The organism is Acinetobacter sp. M5A5_2a, assembly GCF_053345265.1.
This window is the reverse complement of the sequence record NZ_JBKEZV010000001.1, coordinates 118,091-141,086: the sequence shown is the minus strand read 5'-3', so window position 1 is coordinate 141,086 and position 22,996 is coordinate 118,091. Positions and strand designations below refer to the sequence as shown.

The 22,996-nt window shown below is 37.7% G+C and carries 21 protein-coding genes; 7 read left to right on the top strand and 14 right to left on the bottom strand.

Annotation, left to right across the window (positions count from 1 at the left end; genetic code table 11):
- Positions 1 to 15 precede the first annotated feature (15 nt).
- A complete protein-coding gene (locus ACLBWE_RS00690; protein WP_447600524.1) occupies positions 16 to 1,794 on the bottom strand; it encodes an ABC transporter substrate-binding protein in 1,779 nt (592 codons plus the stop codon).
- Between the two features lie 782 nt (positions 1,795 to 2,576).
- Here ACLBWE_RS00690 and ACLBWE_RS00685 point away from each other — a divergent pair.
- The 5 genes from ACLBWE_RS00685 to ACLBWE_RS00665 all read left to right on the top strand — a co-directional run bounded on the left by ACLBWE_RS00685 (position 2,577) and on the right by ACLBWE_RS00665 (position 7,869).
- Complete coding sequence (locus ACLBWE_RS00685; RefSeq protein WP_447600522.1) at positions 2,577 to 5,252, top strand: TonB-dependent receptor; 2,676 nt, start codon at positions 2,577 to 2,579, stop codon at positions 5,250 to 5,252.
- Between the two features lie 110 nt (positions 5,253 to 5,362).
- A complete protein-coding gene (locus tag ACLBWE_RS00680) occupies positions 5,363 to 6,079 on the top strand; it encodes an energy transducer TonB (protein ID WP_447600520.1) in 717 nt (238 codons plus the stop codon).
- 40 nt (positions 6,080 to 6,119) lie between these two features.
- Complete coding sequence (locus tag ACLBWE_RS00675) at positions 6,120 to 6,998, top strand: MotA/TolQ/ExbB proton channel family protein (protein ID WP_447600518.1); 879 nt, start codon at positions 6,120 to 6,122, stop codon at positions 6,996 to 6,998.
- A gap of 15 nt (positions 6,999 to 7,013) precedes the next feature.
- Positions 7,014 to 7,436: an ExbD/TolR family protein gene (locus ACLBWE_RS00670; protein WP_127491611.1), complete on the top strand. Its 423-nt coding sequence runs from the start codon at positions 7,014 to 7,016 to the stop codon at positions 7,434 to 7,436.
- 19 nt (positions 7,437 to 7,455) lie between these two features.
- The gene (locus tag ACLBWE_RS00665) at positions 7,456 to 7,869 is read left to right on the top strand and encodes an ExbD/TolR family protein (RefSeq protein ID WP_347018373.1); all 414 of its coding nucleotides are present in this window, start codon (positions 7,456 to 7,458) and stop codon (positions 7,867 to 7,869) included.
- Between the two features lie 52 nt (positions 7,870 to 7,921).
- On the opposite strand, the gene ACLBWE_RS00660 is transcribed toward ACLBWE_RS00665, so the two are convergent.
- From ACLBWE_RS00660 to ACLBWE_RS00645, 4 genes are all read right to left on the bottom strand, one after another.
- Positions 7,922 to 8,389, bottom strand: a complete 468-nt coding sequence (locus ACLBWE_RS00660) for a GNAT family N-acetyltransferase (protein WP_447600515.1) — start codon at positions 8,387 to 8,389, stop codon at positions 7,922 to 7,924.
- A gap of 98 nt (positions 8,390 to 8,487) precedes the next feature.
- Complete coding sequence (locus tag ACLBWE_RS00655; protein WP_447600513.1) at positions 8,488 to 10,653, bottom strand: malate synthase G; 2,166 nt, start codon at positions 10,651 to 10,653, stop codon at positions 8,488 to 8,490.
- A gap of 366 nt (positions 10,654 to 11,019) precedes the next feature.
- Entirely contained in the window at positions 11,020 to 12,162 is a 1,143-nt protein-coding gene (gene zapE, locus ACLBWE_RS00650; protein WP_003651500.1) for a cell division protein ZapE, read from the bottom strand.
- Positions 12,163 to 12,239: 77 nt separating this feature from the next.
- Positions 12,240 to 13,262 carry an AraC family transcriptional regulator gene (locus ACLBWE_RS00645; RefSeq protein ID WP_056479642.1) on the bottom strand — a complete coding sequence of 341 codons (1,023 nt, stop codon included), beginning with the start codon at positions 13,260 to 13,262 and terminating at the stop codon, positions 12,240 to 12,242.
- A gap of 121 nt (positions 13,263 to 13,383) precedes the next feature.
- On the opposite strand from ACLBWE_RS00645, the gene ACLBWE_RS00640 reads away from it, so the two are divergent.
- Together ACLBWE_RS00640 and ACLBWE_RS00635 are read left to right on the top strand one after the other, a co-directional pair.
- Positions 13,384 to 14,931 carry a flavin-containing monooxygenase gene (locus ACLBWE_RS00640; protein ID WP_447600510.1) on the top strand — a complete coding sequence of 516 codons (1,548 nt, stop codon included), beginning with the start codon at positions 13,384 to 13,386 and terminating at the stop codon, positions 14,929 to 14,931.
- Between the two features lie 49 nt (positions 14,932 to 14,980).
- Positions 14,981 to 15,892, top strand: a complete 912-nt coding sequence (locus ACLBWE_RS00635; RefSeq protein WP_447600508.1) for a lysine exporter LysO family protein — start codon at positions 14,981 to 14,983, stop codon at positions 15,890 to 15,892.
- On the opposite strand, the gene pyrF is transcribed toward ACLBWE_RS00635, so the two are convergent.
- The 9 genes from pyrF to ung all read right to left on the bottom strand — a co-directional run bounded on the left by pyrF (position 15,889) and on the right by ung (position 22,950).
- On the bottom strand, positions 15,889 to 16,587 hold the full coding sequence (gene pyrF / locus ACLBWE_RS00630; protein WP_005041069.1) for an orotidine-5'-phosphate decarboxylase: 699 nt from the start codon (positions 16,585 to 16,587) through the stop codon (positions 15,889 to 15,891). The two genes, ACLBWE_RS00635 and pyrF, sit on opposite strands and share 4 nt — an antisense overlap.
- 185 nt (positions 16,588 to 16,772) lie before the next feature.
- Complete coding sequence (locus tag ACLBWE_RS00625; RefSeq protein WP_005041071.1) at positions 16,773 to 17,138, bottom strand: lipopolysaccharide assembly protein LapA domain-containing protein; 366 nt, start codon at positions 17,136 to 17,138, stop codon at positions 16,773 to 16,775.
- 25 nt (positions 17,139 to 17,163) lie between these two features.
- On the bottom strand, positions 17,164 to 17,466 hold the full coding sequence (locus tag ACLBWE_RS00620; RefSeq protein WP_003651488.1) for an integration host factor subunit beta: 303 nt from the start codon (positions 17,464 to 17,466) through the stop codon (positions 17,164 to 17,166).
- A gap of 156 nt (positions 17,467 to 17,622) precedes the next feature.
- The gene (gene rpsA / locus ACLBWE_RS00615) at positions 17,623 to 19,296 is read right to left on the bottom strand and encodes a 30S ribosomal protein S1 (RefSeq protein ID WP_005041073.1); all 1,674 of its coding nucleotides are present in this window, start codon (positions 19,294 to 19,296) and stop codon (positions 17,623 to 17,625) included.
- A gap of 111 nt (positions 19,297 to 19,407) precedes the next feature.
- Positions 19,408 to 20,088, bottom strand: a complete 681-nt coding sequence (gene cmk / locus ACLBWE_RS00610) for a (d)CMP kinase (protein ID WP_447600504.1) — start codon at positions 20,086 to 20,088, stop codon at positions 19,408 to 19,410.
- A gap of 10 nt (positions 20,089 to 20,098) precedes the next feature.
- Positions 20,099 to 20,539 carry an SRPBCC family protein gene (locus ACLBWE_RS00605; protein WP_416657689.1) on the bottom strand — a complete coding sequence of 147 codons (441 nt, stop codon included), beginning with the start codon at positions 20,537 to 20,539 and terminating at the stop codon, positions 20,099 to 20,101.
- 67 nt (positions 20,540 to 20,606) lie between these two features.
- Positions 20,607 to 21,110: a tRNA adenosine(34) deaminase TadA gene (tadA, locus tag ACLBWE_RS00600; protein ID WP_424609882.1), complete on the bottom strand. Its 504-nt coding sequence runs from the start codon at positions 21,108 to 21,110 to the stop codon at positions 20,607 to 20,609.
- A 5-nt stretch (positions 21,111 to 21,115) separates the two neighbouring features.
- Complete coding sequence (locus ACLBWE_RS00595; RefSeq protein ID WP_003651483.1) at positions 21,116 to 22,240, bottom strand: enoyl-CoA hydratase/isomerase family protein; 1,125 nt, start codon at positions 22,238 to 22,240, stop codon at positions 21,116 to 21,118.
- Positions 22,237 to 22,950, bottom strand: a complete 714-nt coding sequence (ung, locus tag ACLBWE_RS00590) for a uracil-DNA glycosylase (protein ID WP_005041081.1) — start codon at positions 22,948 to 22,950, stop codon at positions 22,237 to 22,239. The genes ACLBWE_RS00595 and ung overlap by 4 nt, the downstream gene beginning before the upstream one ends.
- Between the last annotated feature and the right edge of the window lie 46 nt (positions 22,951 to 22,996).

Genomic DNA, 22,996 nt, shown 5'->3' with positions numbered 1-22,996 from the left:
TATCTTTATCTAAAATTATTTTTTAACAGGAGTAATATCAAGATATTGCCAGTTTGTATTCATCATCGGGTGAGGTTTAAACCCCTGAACTTGCGGCTGTATCAACCAATTACGAATTCGAGTTACATGAATAATCCACGGATTATCAGCCTCAATCTGGCGGTTAAGCTTTTCATAATATGGAAGACGTTGTTGGGGTGGTAAATGAGTGGCTTGATTATAAAGAGCATCGTATGTTTTAGACTGGTAACAAGCATGGTTTCCTTGCCCAGCGTTTGGACCATAAAGTAATTGTGCAAAATTTTCTCCTTCAGGATAGTCAGCAATCCATGCTCCACTCCAAATCATATATTTACATTGAGTTGCAGCTTTTAAATTATCCGCAAAATTACTCACCTTGAAGTCAGCGCGAATGCCAATGGCATCCAGATTTTTTTTCCAGAGTTCAGAATGAATAACCGATGCTGAGCTATTTTCATTATTAATTTTTAAAACCAAAGGTTTCCCGTTTGGTAAGTTTCGGTAACCATCAGCCCCTTTTTTATAACCATAATGATCAAGTAGTTTATTGGCTAATAGCGGATTGTATCCTACGCTACTTCTGTACTTCGGGTTATATCCATTTACACCTTCAGGTATAAACATTTCTGCTCTAACAGCTTGCCCTTTGTAAGCCTGTCTTATACTTTCTTTTTGATCATATGCCAAAGTAATTGCTCGACGAAGAGCTATCTTGTCTGGGCTAAAACCGCCAATCACCGGATCACGCATGTTCATCATCGTATAGGTAATTTCAGGTTCTTTATTAGGGAAATGCTTAATTCCTTTTTTTTGAAAAGACGCTTTAAGTTGTCCCTTATCTAAAGCTTGCGGAACAGCATCTGCTGTAAGTCTATCAAAATCTAATTGACCTGACTGAAAAGCCAACCATCGAGACTGTTGTTCTTCAATAATACTGACTACAACTTTACCAATTTGCGGCATTTTCTTACCGCTCATTTCTTTAACAAGCTGGTTATCCCACGGCGTTCCTGTTGACTTAAAGTTCCACACGAAACCCCGATAATCAGGATTGGCAACCAGCTCGACCTTACTTCTTGGTACATATTTACTTAACATGTAAGGTCCTGTACCTACTGGATGCATGCCAATACGGTCACCGTAATAATCAACAACCTCCTTAGCAACTCCACCAAAAGATATATAGGCAAGAATATAAGGAAAATTAAAGTCTTGCCGAGTTAAGGTGAGTTGCAGAGTATATCGATCAAGCGCTTTTACTCCTGCAATGGGTGCAGCGTAATCAAACTTTCCAGTTTTCTTTGCTTGAGCTACAACCGCATCGGCACCTAACAATTTCCCATCAATAAATGAAACAGAAGGTGCCCTATTTTCAGGATCTAAAATGCGTTTAATTGAATAAACATAGTCTTCGGCTACCAATTCACGGCGTTTGCCTTTAAAAGCAGGGTCATTGGTGAAGTAAATACCTGGTTTAATTTTAAATGTATAAACTTTACCGTCTTGTTCAATCTTAGGCAGGCTTTCAGCCGTATAAGGAACTAACTGCACAGGACGAGCTAAATAATCATATTTAAGTAATGGCTCGAAAATAGCTTCTGCAATACTGCCACTATAAAAATTGGTGGTTTTAACCATGTCAAAACCATCATCAGGCGCTTCATAAGCAACATGTAATATTTTGTTTGGTTGTGCAGGCGTTTGGGCGAAAGCACAAGAAACTGATGTAATAGCCAGACTTAAAATGGCGAGCTTAAAAATTTTTAATTTCAAGTTCCTACCTACTTAATTAATATTTTAAAGATATTATCCTTTTGAGTAACATCTAAATCCGCATAAGAAAAGTTCTTTCTCAACGGACTACTTTCTTCTTTGTAAATTACTAACCGTTTTATTCAATCTTTTATTTGATCAAATGGAAAAAGCTAACAATAAAATTAGAAAGCTGTAACTATCTAATATAAAGCGAATTTCATGCCATATTTTGTGATCAAAAATAATCCATATAAAAATATTTAAAATTTACATTTTAATTAGGCACTTAAAACTTCTGGGACTATATAAATAAAAGTAAGTTTATGCCAAATATTATATTTATATAACGTATCCATCATTAACCTATAATGCACAATTAAAAGTCATAAATGTTTCATTCTAGTTCAGAAAAAATCGTTATTTTTCACAAAAAATAACAGATCAAACATTTGATTTATAAATAGAAGTATATGAAATTATCATAATGTTACGTTATACAATTACATTTAACAAAGTTCTAAAAAGATACAGAAATCGATATCTAATACATGAAGATTCAAACAATGATTATTTTTTATACAAATAAATTTGAAACTTTTCGCCAACTCATTATTTTTTTCCAAATAGAAAAATAATTTGTTTGATTCCACCCTCTGAATTACAGCCTCAACCATAATAAAATCAATATTTATCAATATTTTGCATAAACTAAAAAAAGAAAAATATATAGTTGGCACTTGCTTTGCTTAAACACTTTTCAGCAATATCGCTAACTACAACAAAAAGGGATCAAATCCACGATGAAAAAAAAATACAATGTTCGATCTCAGGTAACCCCCAAGATCGGCAAAACAATTCTTAAATTAAGCACCCTTAGTTTAAGCATGATGTGTCTTACCCTGGCACAAGCAGCAGAAACCGAACCATCATCAACATCTGAAGACAAACCAGTCAAAGTCATAAAAGTTGCTGTGACAGGTTCATCAATTAAAGGAGTTGCTGCTCAAAGCGCTTCACCCATTACTGTAGTAAAAGTTGATGAAATTTTAAAACAAGGGGTAACTACAACTGAAGAAGCCTTAGCCAAAATTAGTGCAAACCAATCGAACTTTGTTACTGCCAGTAACGTCGGTGCAAGCAAAACAGCAGGCTCGGCGGCAAACCTTAGGGCTTTAGGCGCCAATAAGACACTTGTTTTACTGAATGGTCGACGACTAGCTGCAAATGCATATGATAGCGGCGTCACAAACTTGAATATTATTCCACTTGCAATGTTAGACCGTATTGAGGTTTTACGTGATGGTGCCTCTTCCATTTATGGAACAGATGCTATTGGCGGGGTAATTAACTTCATTACCAAAAAGCAGTTTACAGGACTTAATCTGACCGCTGGATATCAAAAACCAGAACAAAAAGGCGGTGAGCAGCAAGACTATAGCATCTTTGGTGGCTTTGGTGATTTAGACGAAAATGGCTATAACGTTTTTGGCGTTGTGGACTATCGCAAAGGTGATGATGTCATGGCCAAAGACCGTAAGGTCAGTCAGCGTGGAGGGATATTACCCGAATTAGGTGTAAATAGAACCAGTAGTGGTTCCTTTCCAGCCAATGTCCCTGGTTTAGGTAATCCCTATGCAGCTACGGGGTGTGGTAATGACCCTCTAGTAGCGAGCACCGATGGTGAAACTTGTAGATATAACAGTCAAGCAGTGATTGGAATTGTTCCAAAGACAGAAGATATATCTGTAATGGGTCGAGCTACTTTTAAACTGAACGATAACTTTAATGCGATTGCAGAATATTTATATGCAAGAAGTGAAGTCACTACTTCAGTTGCGCCAGATGTATTTTTTGATTTGACGCTTGACCCTAGCAGTAAATATTATCCAGGAAATGGCATAACTCCGGCCCTAGCAGGCGCTACTGGAACTATACCTCTATATCTGCGTTCACAATCGGGTAATCGGATAAGTAATAGTATTAACCAATCACATAGATTGTTTGCTGGTATTGAGGGTGAAACTCATGGTTGGGATATTAATTCAGGAGTTACCTATGCTCATAGTAGTGCATCGGATGCTATCGTAAGTGGCTATTTAAACTTTGATAAAACACAAGAAGCTTTAAACAATGGTATTTTAAATCCATTCGGACCACAAAACCCTGAAGATGCTAATGTATGGAATGAGTTAGGAGTTGAAGGTAAATACTTAAAAGCTAACCTAGATACAACTACCGTTGATTTCACTGCAAGTCGACCTATATTTAAATTACCAGCTGGAGACGTCGGTTTTGCGGTTGGAGCAAGCTATCGTTATGAAGATTGGACTTCAAAAGTCGTTACTGATGTTGCCCGAGTGGCACCTAGTACAGGTGTCGATCCTGATGAACCAGTAAATACTGGAGATCGTAATATTAAATCGGTATTTACCGAATTTCATATCCCACTTCTTAAAACTTTAGAAGCTCAAATTGCCGCTCGTTATGATGACTACAATGATTTTGGCGATACATTTAATCCGAAATTTGCACTTCGTTGGGAACCTATTAAACAGTTAATGTTCCGTACAACTTATAGCACAGGTTTCAGAGCGCCAACACTTTGGGAAGTTAATGGTGCAAATTCAGTCACCAATACAGGTGCGTCATATAATGATCCAGTGCTCTGCCCTGGTGGAGTTATTCAACCAGGGGGACAAAAAGAACGTGATTGTAATATGCAATTCGATAGACAAAATGGGGGGAATAAAACTCTAGATCCAGAAGAATCAAAGTCTTTTACTGCAGGCTTAGTATTTGAACCAATTAAAAATTTAGCCTTTACTCTTGATTACTTCAATATCGAAGTCGACAAGCAAATTGCAACACTTTCAGAAACTGCTATTTTTAATGACCCTGTGAAATATGCAGACAAATTTGTACGTAATCCTGATGGCTCATTAGATTATATTATTACAACACAACAAAATTTAGGTGGAATTAAAACTTCAGGTTTCGATGTCGGCTTAAGCTGGGTTTCTCCAATGACTGCTACAGGTCGATTCGGTTTCAACATTGATGGTACATATATAACAGATTACAAATACCAAGCCGAGCCAGATGGAGAATGGATAGGTGTTGCTGGGTCATATAGCAGCTTAGATTATCAATCTATTATTCTGCGATGGAAACATACTGCAAACCTAAATTGGAATTATGAAAACTGGGCTTTAAACCTACAACAAAACTTCTCTCGTGGGTACCAAGATCAAAATTCTAACGGCCAAAACCATAGAGTCAGTGACTATACAACATACAACATTTCAGGCACCTATAAAGGCTTTAAAAATCTAGAAGTCACAGCTGGTATCAAAAATATTTTTGATGAAGACCCTCCTGCTTCTAATGTAATTGATAACTTCCAAATGGGATATGACCCACGTTACGCAGATCCTTTAGGACGTACGTACTTTGTACGAGGTACATATAAGTTCTAAATGGTTGTTCTGCAAACATAACTCTCAACAGTTAGTTTGCAGAACAAATACCCATTCTTAGTCAAACAGTTATTTAAAAAAATTGTTTGTCTACAGTTTCAGGAGTAACTATGGGCATGACTTTTACAGACATAGAAAATAAATCTGCAAAGCGCCTTATTGGTATTGCCGCAGTGCTTTTTCTGCATCTTCTTGTTGCCTATATTCTGATGTCAGGTTTAGCAAACAATATTCAAAAACCAGCAGAAAAACCTGTGGAATTACAAATTATTCAGGATATTAAGCCACCGCCTCCTCCAAAACCAGAGGAGCCCAAGCCTAAGGAAAAACCTCCTGAGCCACCTAAAATGGTAGAAAAGGTAGCCAAAGTACCCGAGCCAGTGAAACAGGTCGAAAAAGCGACACCTGTACAAAAAGTGACTCCAGTAGCTCAACCGACTAAAGTTGCCCCAACTCCAACTGCTGCACCTAGCACTCCATCACCTAGCCCAGTAGCAGCACCTGCTCCAGTGGCTGCTGCTGCAACACCAGCACCAAAACCTGCGGGCGTAACTCGCGGTGTTTCGGAAGGTTCAGGAGGCTGTAAAAGACCTGAATATCCACGTGAAGCAGAAATGAGTGGTGAACAAGGTACTGTGCGCATCCGAGTTTTAGTTGATACCAATGGCAGTGTTATCGAAGCAAAGGTGAAGAAGTCGAGCGGTAGCAGAATCTTAGATAAGGCGGCAACTAAAGCCTACAGCCTATGTACGTTCAAACCTGCAATGAAAGATGGCGTGCCTCAGCAAGACTGGTATGAAATTGAATATCCATTTGTAATTGAATAAACAATTGAATTAGCAAGAAATTAAAAATATTGGAGATCATATGATGAAAAAATCAACTCAACACCTAGTACGCTTCGCTTCTGCAAGTTTAATCGCAGCATGCTCTTTACTTCCATTAAGCTCGGTTTTTGCAGAAGAAACGAATACTCCTGTTGCAACAGCAACTACTGAAGCCACTTCAAATGCAAATACTCCAACTCCACCACCAAAGCCAGCAACTAGCGAAACTGTTAAAAATCCCTATGGCCTAGAAGCGCTTTGGCATGAGGGAGATTTAGTTGCTAAATCTACTTTATTTATATTAGTACTCATGTCGATTGGTACGTGGTACATCATTATTTCTAAATTCTTACAGCAAGCTAAAGTAAAGCGCCAAGGTAAAGAAGCAGAGAAAAGTTTTTGGGAAGCAACTTCACTAGATAATGCAGCCGACAATCTAGAGCAAAGTAGTGCATATCGCTTTATTGCAGAAAAAGGCATTAATTCAACTAAATCACACGGCGGCTCTTTACTTGAACGTATTGACTTTAATACATGGGTAAGCATTTCAATTCAACGCGCAATTGAAAAAATACAAAATCACTTAGGTGGTGGTTTAGCTTTCTTGGCAACAGTTGGATCAACGGCACCATTTGTGGGTCTTTTTGGTACGGTTTGGGGAATTTATCACGCATTAACAGCTATCGGAATTTCAGGTCAGGCATCTATTGATAAAGTTGCTGGTCCTGTCGGTGAAGCTTTAATTATGACAGCTATTGGTCTTGCAGTCGCAGTACCTGCTGTACTTGGTTACAACTGGCTAACTCGCCGCAATAAAGCAGTTATGGAAAATGTCCGTTCGTTTGGTTCAGATTTGCATGCGGTTTTATTAAGCGGAGAAATTAATACCAATAACTCCATTAACCGCAGCATTAAATAATCAGGAGTAAACATTATGGGTATGAGTGTTGGCTCTGAAGATGATGATGAAATGATTGGCACAATTAACACGACGCCTCTCGTTGATGTCATGTTAGTTTTACTTATTATTTTTCTTATTACGATACCGGTAGTTACACATACGGTTCCTGTGAAACTGCCAGAAGAAAAAAATACTCCGTATGCAACAACACCTGAAAATATTCAACTTTCTGTAAACAAGCAAGGAGATATTTTTTGGAACGAAAGTTATGTGCCTAATAAAGAGCTATTGCTGTCAAAACTCCAAGCAGTTGCACAAAAAAGACCTCAGCCAGAGGTACACATTCGTGGAGATCAGCTTACCCATTTTGAGGCAATAGATCAGGTTATTAGCACGACCAAACAAGCCGGTATTGGCAAAATTGCTTTTGTTACTAGCCCTCCAGCCTCCCCGTAATTAACTTAAGGAGAATTTTATGGGTATGAATGTCGGCTCAAATAATGATGATGACGTGATGTTAGAAGTCAACATGACACCTCTTATTGATGTCATGCTGGTACTCATTATTATGTTTATTATTACCATACCTGCGCCAAACAACGCGATTAATATTAATTTGCCAAATGGTACACCGCCACCAACAAATGAAAAGCCACCTGAAGTCATTGATGTTCGTATTGATTCAGCTGGCAAAGTATTTTGGAATAACCAACAGGTTTCTGACCGCAAGGCACTAGAGACTTTATTTCAAGGTGTTGTTGCCAAAAAAGATCAAGACCAGATCAAACTTAAACCTGACCAAATGGCTGAATATAAAAACGTAGCAATGGTCATGGCTACAGCACAGCGTTTAGGTGTCACTAAAATTGGAATTGTGAGCAATAACTAATATTGCTTTTAAATCTATTTAATTCTATTAACTCCTGCGCTAACTTGAATCTTCAGTTAGCGTTTTTTTTTGAAGGGAAATAATTCAACTCTAAAATAATATCGCCGCATTCATCATGTTCCCCAGTTTCTATAAAACCCATTTTTTTATAAAGTTTATTAGCAGCGCGATTAGATGATTTATACATAGTTCGAATGCGTTTAGCTCCTTTTGTGAATATTTCATCAATCACCATTTGCAAAGCTGCGGTACCATAACCTTTGGCTTGATTATTTGCATCAATCATAAAGCGAAACAACCAAAACAATGTCTCATCAGGTGGATCAATTTCGACACAATACATTAAGAAACCAACGACTTCATCATCAAAACAGATCACTCGTGGACAGTAATGTTCTTCCACTTTAGACTCAGCAATAGAATATACATTTGGCGCAACATAATCTTTTTGAGATTCATCCAATGATAATCTTGCACATTGAATCCAATTCTCTCGATTGAGATTTTTTAAATTAATCAAATTTAAAACCTTTTAGCTATAAATCTACTTTCTATAAGCACAAAATATACCGAAAATAAAAAAGCCTCCGAAGAGGCTTTTTTTATGACAGGTTAAAATTAGTCACCTGTATAACCTTTTAACTTTAAACGAGCAGCGTGTAGTAACGGCTCAGTATAACCAGAAGGCTGTTCACAACCTTTAAAGATGAGGTCAGAAGCTGCTTGGAAAGCAATATTGGTTTCAAAGTTAGCTGCCATTGGTTTGTACAATGGGTCATTCGCGTTTTGCTCATCAACAATTTTTGCCATGCGTTTAAGCACTTCTTCAACTTGTTCACGAGTCACAATACCGTGACGCAACCAGTTCGCAACGTGTTGAGAAGAAATACGTAATGTTGCACGGTCTTCCATCAAGCCCACGTTGTTAATATCAGGAACTTTCGAACAACCCACACCTAAGTCAACCCAACGAACTACATAACCCAAAATACCTTGACAGTTATTTTCAAGTTCGTTGTTGATCTCTTCTGCTGACCAATTTGTTTCTGGTGCAAACGGCGGAGTCAACAAGTCGTCTAATGACAACATTTCTTCAGCTTTTAACTGATCTTGACGCGCTTTTACATTAACTTGATGGTAATGCATCGCATGAAGTACCGCACCAGCCGGAGATGGCACCCAAGCACATGAGGCACCCGCATTTGGATGTGCAGCTTTAGTTGCCAACATATCTTTCATGCTATCTGGTTTTGGCCACATGCCTTTACCAATTTGTGCTTTACCTTGTAAACCTGACTTCAAACCAATTGCAACGTTACGGTTTTCGTAAGCAGCAATCCATTTTTGTGTTTTTACAGCTTCTTTACGAACAACTGGTGCAGCTTCCATTGACGTATGAATTTCATCGCCAGTACGGTCCATGAAACCAGTATTAATAAAGATAGTACGGTCTTTTGCAGCAGCGATACAGTTTTTCAAGTTTACAGATGTACGACGTTCTTCATCCATAATACCGATTTTTAATGACTTCGCTGGTAATCCAATGGCCTGTTCAGCACGTTCAAATAACTCTACAGCAAACGCAACTTCTTCTGGACCATGCATTTTTGGTTTAACAATATACATAGAACCTTTGCGAGAGTTCTTGTTTTCGTTTTCACTACGAATGTCAGCAACTGACAACAATGGTGTTACCAATGCATCCATAATTCCTTCGAAAATTTCTTCCCCATCTACTAAAATAGCTGGGTTAGTCATTAAATGACCTACGTTACGAAGTAACATAAGTGAACGACCATGAAGTTTTGTTGTACCACCAATTAAGTTTTTAATTTCGCGGTCTTTATTTAAATCACGAACAATCGTTTTACCATTTTTCTCGATAGATTCTTGAAGCGTACCCTTCATTAAACCTAACCAGTTACGGTAGCCTTCAACTTTTTCTTCAGCATCTACCGCAGCAACAGAATCTTCTAAATCCTGAATTGTAGTTACAGCTGCTTCAAATGTTAAGTCTTTAACACCCGCTAAATCAGTTTGACCAATTGGGCTAGTCGCATCAATTTCGATAATGACATGAAGGCCATTACTTAGAAGTACAACTTCTGTAGGATTTGCTTCTTCACCGTTGAAACCAACGAACTGAGCTTCATGAGCTAAACCTGTTTTTGAACCATCTTTCAAAGTTACAACAAGTTTATTTTGCTCAATCGCATATTTTGTTGCATCTGCATGCGAACCTTGCGCAAGCGGAAAAACTTCATTTAAGAAATTTTTAGCGAACTCGATAACTTTTGCACCACGTACAGGATTATATCCTTTACCTTTTTCAGCTCCGCCTTCTTCAGAAATTACATCGAAGCCGTAAAGTGCATCATATAAAGAACCCCAACGAGCATTTGCTGCATTTAAGCAATAACGTGCATTACGTACAGGCACAACTAACTGCGGTCCTGCCAATAATGCGATTTCTTCATCAACGTTTTCAGTTGTAATTTGAAAGTCTTCAACTTCTGGCAATAAATAACCAATTTCAGTTAAGAATGCCTTATAAGCACCTAATTCAAATTTATTGTTACGGTGCCATTCATCAATTTTTGCTTGTAATTCATCACGCTTAGCCAATAATGCTTTATTTTTTGGGCTAAGATCGACAACAACTTGCTCAAAGTTCTTCCAGTAAGTTTCACTATCTAAACCAGAACCTGGTAAAGCTTCATTTTCGATAAAATCGTAAAGTTCTTTAGCAATCGCTAACTTGCCTTTTTGAATACGTGCAGTCATTGTCTTTCCTGAAGTTGCTACTTTTTATACCAAGAGAATCCTAGTATACCGATTTAAATTAAGCTGAATACTAATATCACATTCCTAAATAGTAAGCATTTTTCCTTGTAAAACTATTGACAAAGATAAATTTTTCTATATAGAAAATATTAAAATTCTAACTAGGATTCCCAACAATTTATTCAATATTTAAAGATACTGAAACTAGACTTTTTGTTAACAGACAAAAAATTTCACTATCTTATTTTTCTAAAGCGTATTTAGTTATATCAAACTTTGCAGCTTGAAAAAGCACTATTTAACGAAATTTATCTATTTTTGTTGTAAAAAAAGCGCCCTATATAGAGCGCTTTTCATATCTATTTTTTATGCGTTTTTAGCTTCATCAATATGGCGATGTTCTGAATGCAAATATTCATCAGATTGCATTTCTAATAAACGCGAACGAGTACGCTCAATTTCAAATGCTAACTTTTCACCTTGATAAATATCAATAATACTATCTTGAGAAGTTAAAAGTAATTTTACTCCACGGTCATAAAACTCATCGACTAGATAAATAAAACGACGTGTGCCTTCAGACAAGAAATCTGTTAAATGAGGAACATTACTCACCAGAACCGTATTATAGATATTTGCAATTTCAATAAAATCTGCTGGGCTACGTGGTTTAAAGCAAAGTTCAGAAAATTCACACCACAATACATCTTCTGTATGCCCTAGAGTCTCAACAATACGATTATTGATTACAATAGGCTCTTGAGAATGAGCTTGTGTATGAGTTAATGCACTAAAACGTTCCGACATCCAGTTTTGGACTTCATTACTTAATGGTGATTTAAATAATTGAGCTTGTTTTAATACGCGTAAACGATAATCCACACCTGCATCTACATTTAAAATAGCGCAGTTCTTTTTAACCATTTCAATTGTTGGTAAAAAGCGGTCACGATGAATACCGTTTTTATATAAACCATCTGGTGCAATGTTTGATGTTGCAATTAATGTCACACCACGAACAAACAATTTTTGAAATAAATCACTTAGAATCATTGCATCTGTTACGTTTGATACAAAGAACTCATCAAAACAAATAACGACTGCATCTTTATAAATTTGGTCAGCCACGATTTCAAGTGGATTACGTTGGCCTGAAAGCTTATTTAGCTCTTTATGAACATGTTGCATGAAATGATGAAAATGCATACGTGTTTTACGACGAAACGGCACTGACTCATAAAATTGATCCATAAGCCAAGTTTTTCCACGACCTACTCCACCCCACATATAGACACCTTTAGGTGATGTTTGGCGGCGAAAACGACGGAAAGCTTTTTTAGAGGCTTTATAACGGTTTAAAAGTTCTTTCCATACGCGATCTAATTCTTGCACTGCCTGTGCTTGCGCTTCATCTGCCATAAACTGGCCTGAAGCTAAAGCCTCAGCATAGCGTTCTGCTGGGGAAGAAGGTGAGAATGCAGTACTATGAGAAGATTTTAAATTTAACATATCGTTTTATTTCAATTTTAACTGATAGGAGTATAGCGAACATTTTGTTCAACCACATTAGCTTTTAGCATCAAGAATTACGACGATGACTCTTTGCCATATTGTCTAGGACTCTGTCCAAACCATCGTTTAAATGCATGATTAAACGCCGCTGGTTCAGAATAACCGAGCAATTCAGCAATAACTTCTATTGAGTATTCCCTATATTCCATAAGCTTTAATGCCTTATTCTTGATGATTTGTTCACGAATTTGCTTATAACTCGTATTTAACTGTTGCAATTGATGCCTTAATGTCCTTTCAGGCATTTTCAATGCAAAAGCAGTTTCCGCCATGCTCGGGATAATACCTTGTTGCAACTCAAGATAATCTTGCACACATTGTATGATATGTGGAGTTTGGTGATCTTGTTGATTTAATCTTGTTATTTCTGTAATACATTTTGATTCATAAATACGATGTGTAATGATATCCGCTGAAGGAATCTTAATTTCAAGCACATCCTTACTTAGGCTAAATGCTGCATATTTACCATTAAAGTGCACATCATCGCCATAGTATGCAAAATAGCGAGATAAAGTATCTGAGTCAGTTGGTTTTTCAAACGGAAGTTCTATACGCATAGCGGGCATTTGTAATCCCATCATCGTATAAATATCTTGAATAAATTTATAAGTTCCTGAAACTTCGCATTGGGCCCGCAACTTGCCAATTTGTGTTTTCAAATCAACAGGCAAATAACTTAAAATTGTACGCTCATCAGTTTCATATAGGCCTAAAGCACCAAATAAATGAGTAAGTTTTTGATACTTTATCCCTTTATTTAATGCAGTTTGAACATCATTACTTGTGACAAGCAACATGAGTAATGGTCCATAACCGGCTAAAGCATAATGCTGTCCAATAAATAGGCCCTTTTCAGGCTCAACATTTTCACTAATAATTTGCTGAATATCCCATTCTAGGCGATCATGAATTGTGGAACTCGGATCTAAAGCATCAACCTTAATTCCTATACCAGCCAAACGTGAGTCGACATCAATGCCTGCATTGCGCATTCCTTGAATTAAATACATTAAACCAAGTATCGACCGTTTCATTCTTCTATCAATTTCCCTAGACTCAAATGTTTTACTATAAACAAGAAAGAAAATTAATTGCCGAATCTATCAATTTTTACGTCGATACAATCATGTTTAAACTGGTTAAAAAACGTTAGTCTTGCCTGCAATCCTCCTTTTAGCTTATGCAGGGTTTCCAATGCTAAACGCAAAGCAAGATGCTATTCAAAAAACTAAAATCGCTATTATTGGTGCTGGATTTGGTGGCCTAGCAATGGCAATCCGCTTACTGCAAAATCAACAGCAAGACTTTGTTATTTTAGAAAAATCAAATGATGTTGGTGGAACTTGGCGAGAAAATTGCTACCCAGGCGCGGCATGTGATGTTCAATCTCATATGTATTCTCTTTCTTTTGCACCTAAAACTGACTGGTCAAAACGTTACGCTGAAGCACCAGAGATTTTTCAATATATTCAAGATATTACAGAAAAATATAAGATTAAAAATTACTGCAAGTTTAACCATGATGTAAGCAATATCCAATATGATGAAGCACGTCATGTATGGACTCTAGACTTTAAAAATCAGCCTTCGATCGAAGCTCAATTTGTAGTTTTTGCATCAGGCCCGTTGCATATCCCGCAAATTCCCCATATTCAGGGTATCGAAAAATTTAGAGGCAAAGTTTTCCATTCATCACAATGGGAACATGACTATAATTTGAATGGTAAATCAGTTGCATCTATTGGTACAGGTGGTAGCGCAATTCAATATATTCCGGAAATAGCTGGAGATGTTAAGCAACTCTATGTATTTCAAAGAACGGCAGCATGGGTAATACCACGAGATGAACGCAAATACTCAGGTTTGAGTAAAGCATTATTCAAATCTTCCAATATTTATCGCCAAATTCATCGTAGTCGTCTTTATTGGAGTAATGAGTCACGTGTTGTACCGATTGTTCAACCTCAAATTATGAAATATGGTCAAAAGTTGGCAGAAGCTTTCATTCGCTTCCAAGTTAAAGACAAGGAAGTGGCTAAGAAACTCACACCGGACTTTGTGATGGGATGTAAACGTATTCTTATTTCAAATAAATACTTCCCTACATTTAACCGTAAAAATGTTGAGCTAATAACAGATAGCATTCAAGAAATTAAAGAAAACAGCATTGTCACTAAAGATGGTAAAGAACGGCCTATTGATTGTTTAATTTACGGCACAGGTTTTATTACTGACCCACGTATTTACTTAAAACATTTCACTTGTATTGGACGCAATCAAATCGAGTTAAAACAAGCATGGAAAGATGGTGCAGAAAGTTATTATGGCATTATGACTAAAAACTTTCCCAACCTATTCCAATTGGTCGGCCCCAATACAGTATTAGGTCATAATTCAGTTATTTTTATGATTGAATCTCAAGTAAATTACATTTTACAGCTCATTCAACTTGTAGAGAAGTCTGGTCAAAAAGCAATTGAGATCAAACCAGAAGTTCAAGATGCTTTTAACGAGCGGGTTCAAACTCAGCTTCAAGGGACTGTGTGGCAAGCTGGAGGCTGTAGTAGCTGGTATCAATCTGCCGATGGAAAAAACTTTTCGTTATGGCCCACCTATACATGGAAGTATTGGTTAGAGACGCGTAAAGTTAATCCAAAAGATTACTTACTCTTAAATAAAAGCTCACAGAGCTATGCAGCTTAAAATGTTCAAGACATAATAGGTGGGTTAAAAACAATCCACCTATTATTATATGCAATCCTTTTATCTTATCATTCAAATTTTTTTAGCACTTGCTTTTGGCTATTTTCTAGCACCTAGACTATCTCTAAATATCCGACAGTTTATTTTTAAAATACTACCCTATTTTTCTTATATTCTCTTAGCAAGTGTGGCTTTAGAATTAACACTAGCACTTGATCAAATTAAGAACCCTTCTGCGATACTTCCACCAGCTATAATCATTGCACTTACCACATCTTTTGGTTCTTTTTTTACGTGTTTATTGGCTTATACAATTTTTGATAAACAAAGTGTAAAAGGAAAAATCTCACTTCAACTTTTTGTAAATGCTTTAAAGAATATTGCAAAAGCCTTTCTTGCCTTAGGCGTCGGTGTTCTATTGGGAGCTATTGTCACTCAATTCAATTCACATATGGCATTTAATAGTTGGTATTTATTATTACTGTTTATTTTCTTAATTGGTATTGAACTTGCCTTCACTCATTTCAACCGTACGTGGTTAAGCTGGAAAATTTTAATTGTACCTTTAGCTGCTTTTATAGGGTCATGTATTGCTGGCTTCTTAAACTACTTTTTGCTTAACAAGCATTTTGCACTAAACGAAACATTAGCATTAGCACAAGGTTATGGCTGGTACTCAATGTCAGGGATCTTATTTACGCAATTACATTCGGCAGAACTAGGTGGCATCGCGCTATTGACTGATTTATTTAGAGAAATTGTTGCTATATTTTTAATGTATACCATGGGATGGCGTTTTCCTCGCCCTGCTATCTCAAGTGCTGGCGCAACGTCAATGGATGTTACCTTAGCAATGGTAAAACAGTCATGCGGTACACATTATGTACCACATGCCATGATGAGTGGCTTATTATTAAGCCTACTCGCCCCGTTATTAATTAGCTTATTTCTAAATTTTTAGGCAATTGAAGCAAGAATAGATTTCAACATTTCTGTTGGATCTTCTGCTTTAGTAATCGGTCGACCAATGACCAGATGTGTAGAACCATCAAGCATAGCCTGCTTTGGAGTTACAATACGTTTTTGGTCGTCTGCATTAGAACCCTCTGGGCGAATACCTGGTGTTACCAAAGAGAAGTCTTGCCCAATTAATTCACGAAGAATCTTAGCTTCTTGAGCAGAACAAACTACCCCATCCAAGCCACTTTCTTTAGTGAGTTTAGCTAAGCGCTTTACATGCTCTACAGGTTCAACATCCAAACCAATATCTTTTAGATCTTCTCGACCCATTGATGTGAGTACTGTCACAGCAATAAGCTGGGTTTGATAGTTACCTGCTTTTAAACGCTCCACACAGGTTTCCATCATTTTACGGCCACCTGAAGCGTGAACATTTACCATCCACACTCCTAAATCAGCTGCTGCACAAACAGCCTGAGCGGTAGTATTTGGAATATCATGAAATTTAAGATCAAGAAAAACTTCAAAATTTTGTTCTTGAAGTTTTTTTACAACAGATGGGCCTTCATGAGTAAAAAGCTCTTTACCCACTTTTACACGGCATAAAGTAGGATCAAGTTGTTCAACAATTTTTAAAGCGTCATATTGGCTTTTTGCATCTAACGCAACAATGATACTCAAGAGACTTTCTTCCATCACATAAAATCAGCGTCATTATAATAGACAAGTCATCAAGTAATAAAGGAATGTATAAGGAAGGCTTTCAAATTTAGAGACAATAATGTCACGGGGACTAATTTTTAGAAAAATAAAAAGAAGAAAACACTGATAAATTAAGGAATATACTACTCTTTATTCGTGAATAAAGAGTAGTGTTCGAATTATAGCGGAGTAGAGTTTTTATCTTGAGGATAAACATCTAAAACGGTTTTTTCATGTCTTACATTTGCAGCGGCTTCTGCTGCTGCTAATTGAGCACTTTGAATCTGTTCTTTTCTCAAATGGTCAATATCTTTACGAAGACGTTTAATTTCCCAGCTTTGTTGAAACACTCTGAAAACCTGTACACCTAGCAAAAGACCGACCACCGTTCCAAGCACTAATGTGAGTAGCAATAATAAGCCTAATCGCATAGCTGGAACTTGAGTAAATAGCAAATCAACAGATAGCTCTGTTGGATTTTGCAATACAAGGGCTAAAGAATAACCAAATACAACAATAAGCAATGCAATTAAAATATAACGCATAGGCACCCCACTTATAAATTTTTATTTATTTTCCGGATTCGTTGACTGCATCACGCAGTGCTTTCCCGGGTTTGAAATGTGGAACAGCTTTAGCTGCCACTTCAACTGATCTTCCTGTTTTAGGATTGCGACCAACTCTTGGATCACGGTGGTGTAAAGCAAAGCTACCAAAACCACGGATTTCAATTCGATTATCAGTTGATAGTGCTTCTATCATTTGATCAATCATAATTTTAACCGCCTCTTCCACCAAAGGTTCAGCTAAGTGTGGGTTTTTTAGCGCAATGCGTTCAATCAAATCAGACTTATTAAGAGCTTCAGTAGTCATCTACGACCTCGTTATTTATTGCTACTCTATGTCGTCTGATAATAACCTGTTTAAATACAAAACGGTAGCGCAGTATGTTGAATACTAGGCTACCGTTTACAGTAATTTGTATAAAAAGTACAATTCCGTTACATGAAACTGTACTTTGTTAACCTATTACTTCATTTGTGCTTTAATCAAGTCACCAATAGTCTTAGGACCATTTTCTTGACTTGTTGTTGCTGTACGTAAAGTAGCAACTGCTTCTTTCTCTTCAGCTTCATCTTTTGCTTTAACAGACAAGTTGATAGAGCGAGATTTACGATCAACGTTGATGATTTTCGCTTCAACTTCTTGACCAACTTCTAAGAATTTAGTTGCATCTTCAACGCGGTCACGGTTGATTTCAGAAGCTTTAAGAGTAGCTTCTACTTCGTCAGCTAACTTAACAGTTGCGCCACGAGCATCAACTGCAGTTACAGTACCTTTAACTAAAGCACCGCGTTCGTTAGCAGCTAAGAAATCATTGAACGGATCGCTGTTCAATTGCTTGATACCAAGGCTGATACGGTTACCTTCAGCGTCTACAGACAAGATAACAGCTTCAACAGTGTCACCTTTCTTGTAACGACGAATAGCTTCTTCGCCTTGCTCGTTCCAAGAAATATCAGACAAGTGTACTAAACCGTCGATACCGCCATTCAAGCCGATGAAGATACCAAAGTCAGTGATAGACTTGATAGTACCAGATACTTTTTCGCCTTTCTCATGAGCTTTAGCAAACTCTTCCCATGGGTTAGCACGAGTTTGTTTGATACCAAGGCTGATACGACGACGTTCTTCATCAACTTCAAGAACCATAACATCAACTTCATCACCAATCTGAACAACTTTAGATGGGTGGATGTTTTTGTTAGTGTGGTCCATTTCAGAAACGTGAACTAAACCTTCAACGCCTTCAGCGATTTCAGCGAAACAACCGTAGTCAGTTAAGTTAGTTACACGAGCTTTAACGATAGAACCTTTAGGGTAACGGCTCATGATCGCTAACCATGGATCTTCGCCTAATTGCTTAAGGCCTAAAGATACGCGGTTACGCTCACGGTCAAATTTAAGAACTTTAACAGTAACTTCTTGACCAACTTCAACAACTTCTGAAGGGTGCTTGATACGTTTCCAAGCCATATCTGTGATATGGAGAAGACCATCAATACCACCAAGATCAACGAATGCGCCGTAATCAGTAAGGTTCTTGATTGTACCTGTAACTGTTTGACCTTCTTCAAGTTGAGCAAGTAATGCTTCACGGTCAGCAGAAGATTCAGCTTCCATAACAGCACGACGAGATACAACAACGTTATTACGTTTAGCATCAAGTTTGATTACTTTAAACTCTAACTCTTTACCTTCAAGGTGAGTAGTGTCACGGATAGGACGAGTGTCAACTAATGAACCTGGTAAGAATGCACGAACAGGACCGATGTCAACAGTGAAACCGCCTTTAACTTTACCAGAGATAACACCAGTAACGATTTCGCCATCTTCAAAGATTTTTTCAAGTTTAGTCCAAGTTTCAGCACGCTTAGCTTTTTCACGTGATAAAACTGTTTGACCCATACCGTTGTCAAGAGCTTCAACAACTACGTCAACAGTATCACCAACCTGAACTTCAAGTTCACGTTGTTCATTTAAAAATTCAGCACGGTCAACAATGCCTTCAGACTTTAGGCCAGTGTCAACAGTTACCCAGTCGCTATCGATGTTTACAACAACACCTTGGATGACTGCACCCTTTTCAACGTTGAGGTTTAATTCACTTTCTTCAAAGAGGGCTGCAAAAGATTCGGTCATGATATACCTGATAAATTCCGCGGTCTTGGATCAGACAAGGCCGGTTTAGTTAAGTATCAACATAGTCTTTATAGACTGATCAAGCTATGCGTCAACTGATAATTCTATTTGCTAAATGGTACGGCTATTGACATACTCAACCATTAACTTAAACACCTGATCGATCGTTAATTCCGAACTATCAATGATATAAGCGTCTTTGGCTGGCTTGAGCGGAGCAACTTCTCGCTCCATATCTCTTTTGTCACGCGCCTGTATATTAGCTAAAATGTCGTTTATTTTAGCATCTAGGCCCATGCCCTGCAACTGTTTTACTCTTCGCTCAGCACGCGACTCAGCCGAAGCAGTCAGATAAATTTTCGCATTTGCTTCTGGAAAAATAGCTGTTGCCATATCACGGCCATCTGCAACTAAGCCTGGATTTTGTGCAAAAGCTCTTTGTCGCTCAAATAATGCCTGTCTAAGCTCTGGAATTGCTGCAACTTTCGATGCATATTCACCAACGCGTTCTGTACGAATTGTTTGAGATACATCTTTGCCATCTAGAAAAACTAAAATCCCGGCTACGGAAGTTTCAAATTTAATATCCAGTTGACGTGCATATTGAATGCATTCATCGAGCTGACTGTCTAATTTCTCTAATAAATCGTGTTTATGTAATGACAACCCTAATAAACGATATAAGGCACCAGAATCGAGTAAATGATATTGATAATGTGCTGCAAGTTTTGCGGCCAATGTTCCTTTACCCGAACCACTCGGACCATCAATAGTAATAATTTGAACTGTCATTGAACTCTCACTAAGAAGCAATTGCTTTAGCTAATCTCGAAAAGCCTAGTGTAATGGCTAGTTTTAGCTGTGCAAGGATTAATTTACTCACCACTGGAGCTTTTGCTGTTAACTCGATGCGGTATGTAACTAAAGTTATATAGGGGGTAATTTCAGAAAACTCGATTCGACCTAAATGGTGTTTAATCAAAGGATTGTCTATTAATTTATATTCAATGCTTTTATTTTCTTCAAGCAATGTAATTTCTTCTTTAATTGGTTTGATTGGACCAAATCCCATACGACGAACTGAACCTAAACCATCCGGTCTTTTAGAATCTGCTGAGTCTTTCACACGTACAACTTGTAATGGTGCAAAAGCAGTATTGTAAGTTGCATGTTTAGAAAGCAGATTAAATACGTCACTAAGAGGAGCATTAAATTCTTTTTTTACGGTAATTACATTACGCATTGAATATTCCTTATTAAAAAACATGGCAGTAAAATTGCGTTAGTTTGCCATAAGCTCATGTTACTTTTTAATCATTTAAGGACGTTTTCTGTTGTTTTTCTTGTTTCTTTTGCTCGCGTCTTTGTTTAAAAAAATGACTGAGTTGTTGGGCACATTTTTCTTGTAAACAACCTTGTTGAAAGGTAAATCGATGATTGTAATAACCATCTTGTAGTAACTGACGAGCACTTACCAATGAACCTGCTTTAGGTTCTGTTGTACCAAAAACCACATGTTTGATTCTTGCATGTACTAATGCACCTACACACATTGTGCATGGCTCAAGAGTGACATATAAGGTCGCATCGTCAGGTAATCGATAATTACTTAATGATAAGCATGCTGCACGTATAGCTTGAATTTCTGCATGTGCAGTTGGGTCTAACAAACTAATTGGAGCATTATAGCCAGATCCAATCACTCGATTTTGGCTTACTACAATCGCACCAACAGGAATTTCACCCTGCTGTGCAGCTAATTCAGCTTGCTCGTAAGCAAGCTGCATCCAATATTCATCACTATATTCAGTCATGTATTTTAGGTGATCACACCATGTTGTCTAAGCAAAGCATTCCAGCTATCTATTGAGGTAACTGGTGGACAATCAGCTAATATACCTCTTAGGCTTAGGTCTTCACATGGTTTCCATTCTGGTGATAAATCTTTATCAACCAAGCGTGCACGGACACCTTCTACAAAGTCAGGATGACGAATTTTCCACTCAGAAATCTGAGCTTCTAAATCAAAGACCTCATCCCAAGAATGTATTTGTTTACCCCATTGCCAAAGCAACCAAGTAATTGCCGCAGTACTAGGAGATCCTTTTTGCAAGTTCTCACTCGCTTGGCGGAGCCAATCACTGCTAGCATCACGCAAGCTAACAATAGCTTGGTAATCTTGTTCAAAATTAAAACCACGGCAAACGCTATGAATCACATCTAGCGAGTTTTGCAATGGACCTGCCGCAACAGGACGATGCAAACTATTTAAAGTATCATCAATTGCGCGAAAATCCCCTGCAGGATAATGAGCCCAATTAATATTTAAAACTTTTTGCAAAACATTATCACGCTGTGCTTCACAAATATGTGTTGCCCAACCGATGCTATATGCCCCAGCGGCTGTCATGATTGAACCAGTTAAACCAGTAAACAAACCTACTGGACCACGATCTGCCAGGAAACGGCTCGCCCCAACATCTGGATATAAACCAATATTAATCTCAGGCATTGCCAAACGAGAATATGGGGTTACTAGACGGAATGGTGCTGCCATAAACAAGCCCAAACCACCACCCATAACATAGCCTTCACCCCAAACAACCACAGGTTTAGCATAATTATGTAAGAGTAAGTCTAAAGCATATTCTTGCTGAAAAAATTTATTCGCAGTATCTACTTCTTGATTTATAACAAGTTGACGCAATTTTCTAACGTCGCCACCTGCACAAAAAGCTTTTGGTGTAGTTGAATCTAACCAAATTGCTTTAACGCTCTCATCATCACGAAAATCTTCAAATACACGTAATAATGCCGTTACGATTGATTCATCTAAAGCATGCAATGATTTAGGACGATTCAAACGTACTATACGCCAGCCGTTTTTTGCTTCTTCAACCACCAAGTCCGGGTGATAGTTATTTACATTGGGAGAGTTCATCATGCGTCCAATTGCCAGTCTATGGGCTCAATGCCATGTTGTTTCAAATATTGATTTGTTTTTGAGAACACTTTGCATCCAAAAAAACCACCTCTATTTGCAGCAAGAGGTGATGGATGTGCGGCGGTTAAAACCAAGTGTCTATCTCTATTTATACGTTGTCCTTTGCGCTGTGCATAAGCACCCCACAAAATAAATACCACATGTTCTCTTTGCTCATTCAAAACATCAATGACTTCATCAGTAAATGCTTCCCAACCTTGCTTTTGATGTGAAGTTGGCTGCCCAGCTTCAACAGTAAGCACGCTGTTCAGTAAAAGCACCCCTTGTTTAGCCCATTTCGTTAAGTCACCATGGCGAGGAGCTGGAATACCCAGATCTGTATGCAATTCATGAAAAATATTACGTAAAGATGGTGGTAATGCAATACCTTTTTGAACAGAGAAACTTAATCCATTCGCTTGGTTCGGTCCATGATATGGATCTTGTCCCAGAATAACGACCTTCACATCAGCCAATGGTGTCGTATTTAGAGCACTAAAGATTTGTTTACTCGGTGGATATATTATTTTTTGTGCTTGCTTCTCTTGAAATAAGAAATCGCGCAAATTATCCATTTGAGGACTTAACAAAAAAGGTGCTAAAGATATTTTCCAGCTTTCTTCTAATTGAACTTTACTGAGTTTATCTTGCTGTTGCTCAGTTAATTGCATTAATGTCATCCTAGATCAATTTTCAATTCTACAAATAGAGTAATTC

Excerpts from the sequence above, each read along its gene's own strand:
- ACLBWE_RS00675 (WP_447600518.1), top strand. The coding sequence starts at position 6,120 with ATGATGAAAAAATCAACTCAACACCTAGTACGCTTCGCTTCTGCAAGT.
- pyrF (WP_005041069.1), bottom strand. The coding sequence starts at position 16,587 with ATGGAAGAAAGTCTCTTGAGTATCATTGTTGCGTTAGATGCAAAAAGC.
- ACLBWE_RS00670 (WP_127491611.1), top strand. The coding sequence starts at position 7,014 with ATGGGTATGAGTGTTGGCTCTGAAGATGATGATGAAATGATTGGCACA.
- rpsA (WP_005041073.1), bottom strand. The coding sequence starts at position 19,296 with ATGACCGAATCTTTTGCAGCCCTCTTTGAAGAAAGTGAATTAAACCTC.
- ACLBWE_RS00635 (WP_447600508.1), top strand. The coding sequence starts at position 14,981 with ATGCAATCCTTTTATCTTATCATTCAAATTTTTTTAGCACTTGCTTTT.
- zapE (WP_003651500.1), bottom strand. The coding sequence starts at position 12,162 with ATGTTAAATTTAAAATCTTCTCATAGTACTGCATTCTCACCTTCTTCC.
- ACLBWE_RS00680 (WP_447600520.1), top strand. The coding sequence starts at position 5,363 with ATGGGCATGACTTTTACAGACATAGAAAATAAATCTGCAAAGCGCCTT.
- ACLBWE_RS00625 (WP_005041071.1), bottom strand. The coding sequence starts at position 17,138 with ATGCGTTATATTTTAATTGCATTGCTTATTGTTGTATTTGGTTATTCT.
- ACLBWE_RS00645 (WP_056479642.1), bottom strand. The coding sequence starts at position 13,262 with ATGAAACGGTCGATACTTGGTTTAATGTATTTAATTCAAGGAATGCGC.
- ung (WP_005041081.1), bottom strand. The coding sequence starts at position 22,950 with ATGCAATTAACTGAGCAACAGCAAGATAAACTCAGTAAAGTTCAATTA.
- ACLBWE_RS00620 (WP_003651488.1), bottom strand. The coding sequence starts at position 17,466 with ATGACTACTGAAGCTCTTAATAAGTCTGATTTGATTGAACGCATTGCG.
- ACLBWE_RS00595 (WP_003651483.1), bottom strand. The coding sequence starts at position 22,240 with ATGATGAACTCTCCCAATGTAAATAACTATCACCCGGACTTGGTGGTT.
- cmk (WP_447600504.1), bottom strand. The coding sequence starts at position 20,088 with ATGACAGTTCAAATTATTACTATTGATGGTCCGAGTGGTTCGGGTAAA.
- tadA (WP_424609882.1), bottom strand. The coding sequence starts at position 21,110 with ATGACTGAATATAGTGATGAATATTGGATGCAGCTTGCTTACGAGCAA.
- ACLBWE_RS00685 (WP_447600522.1), top strand. The coding sequence starts at position 2,577 with ATGAAAAAAAAATACAATGTTCGATCTCAGGTAACCCCCAAGATCGGC.
- ACLBWE_RS00655 (WP_447600513.1), bottom strand. The coding sequence starts at position 10,653 with ATGACTGCACGTATTCAAAAAGGCAAGTTAGCGATTGCTAAAGAACTT.
- ACLBWE_RS00665 (WP_347018373.1), top strand. The coding sequence starts at position 7,456 with ATGGGTATGAATGTCGGCTCAAATAATGATGATGACGTGATGTTAGAA.
- ACLBWE_RS00605 (WP_416657689.1), bottom strand. The coding sequence starts at position 20,539 with ATGCGTAATGTAATTACCGTAAAAAAAGAATTTAATGCTCCTCTTAGT.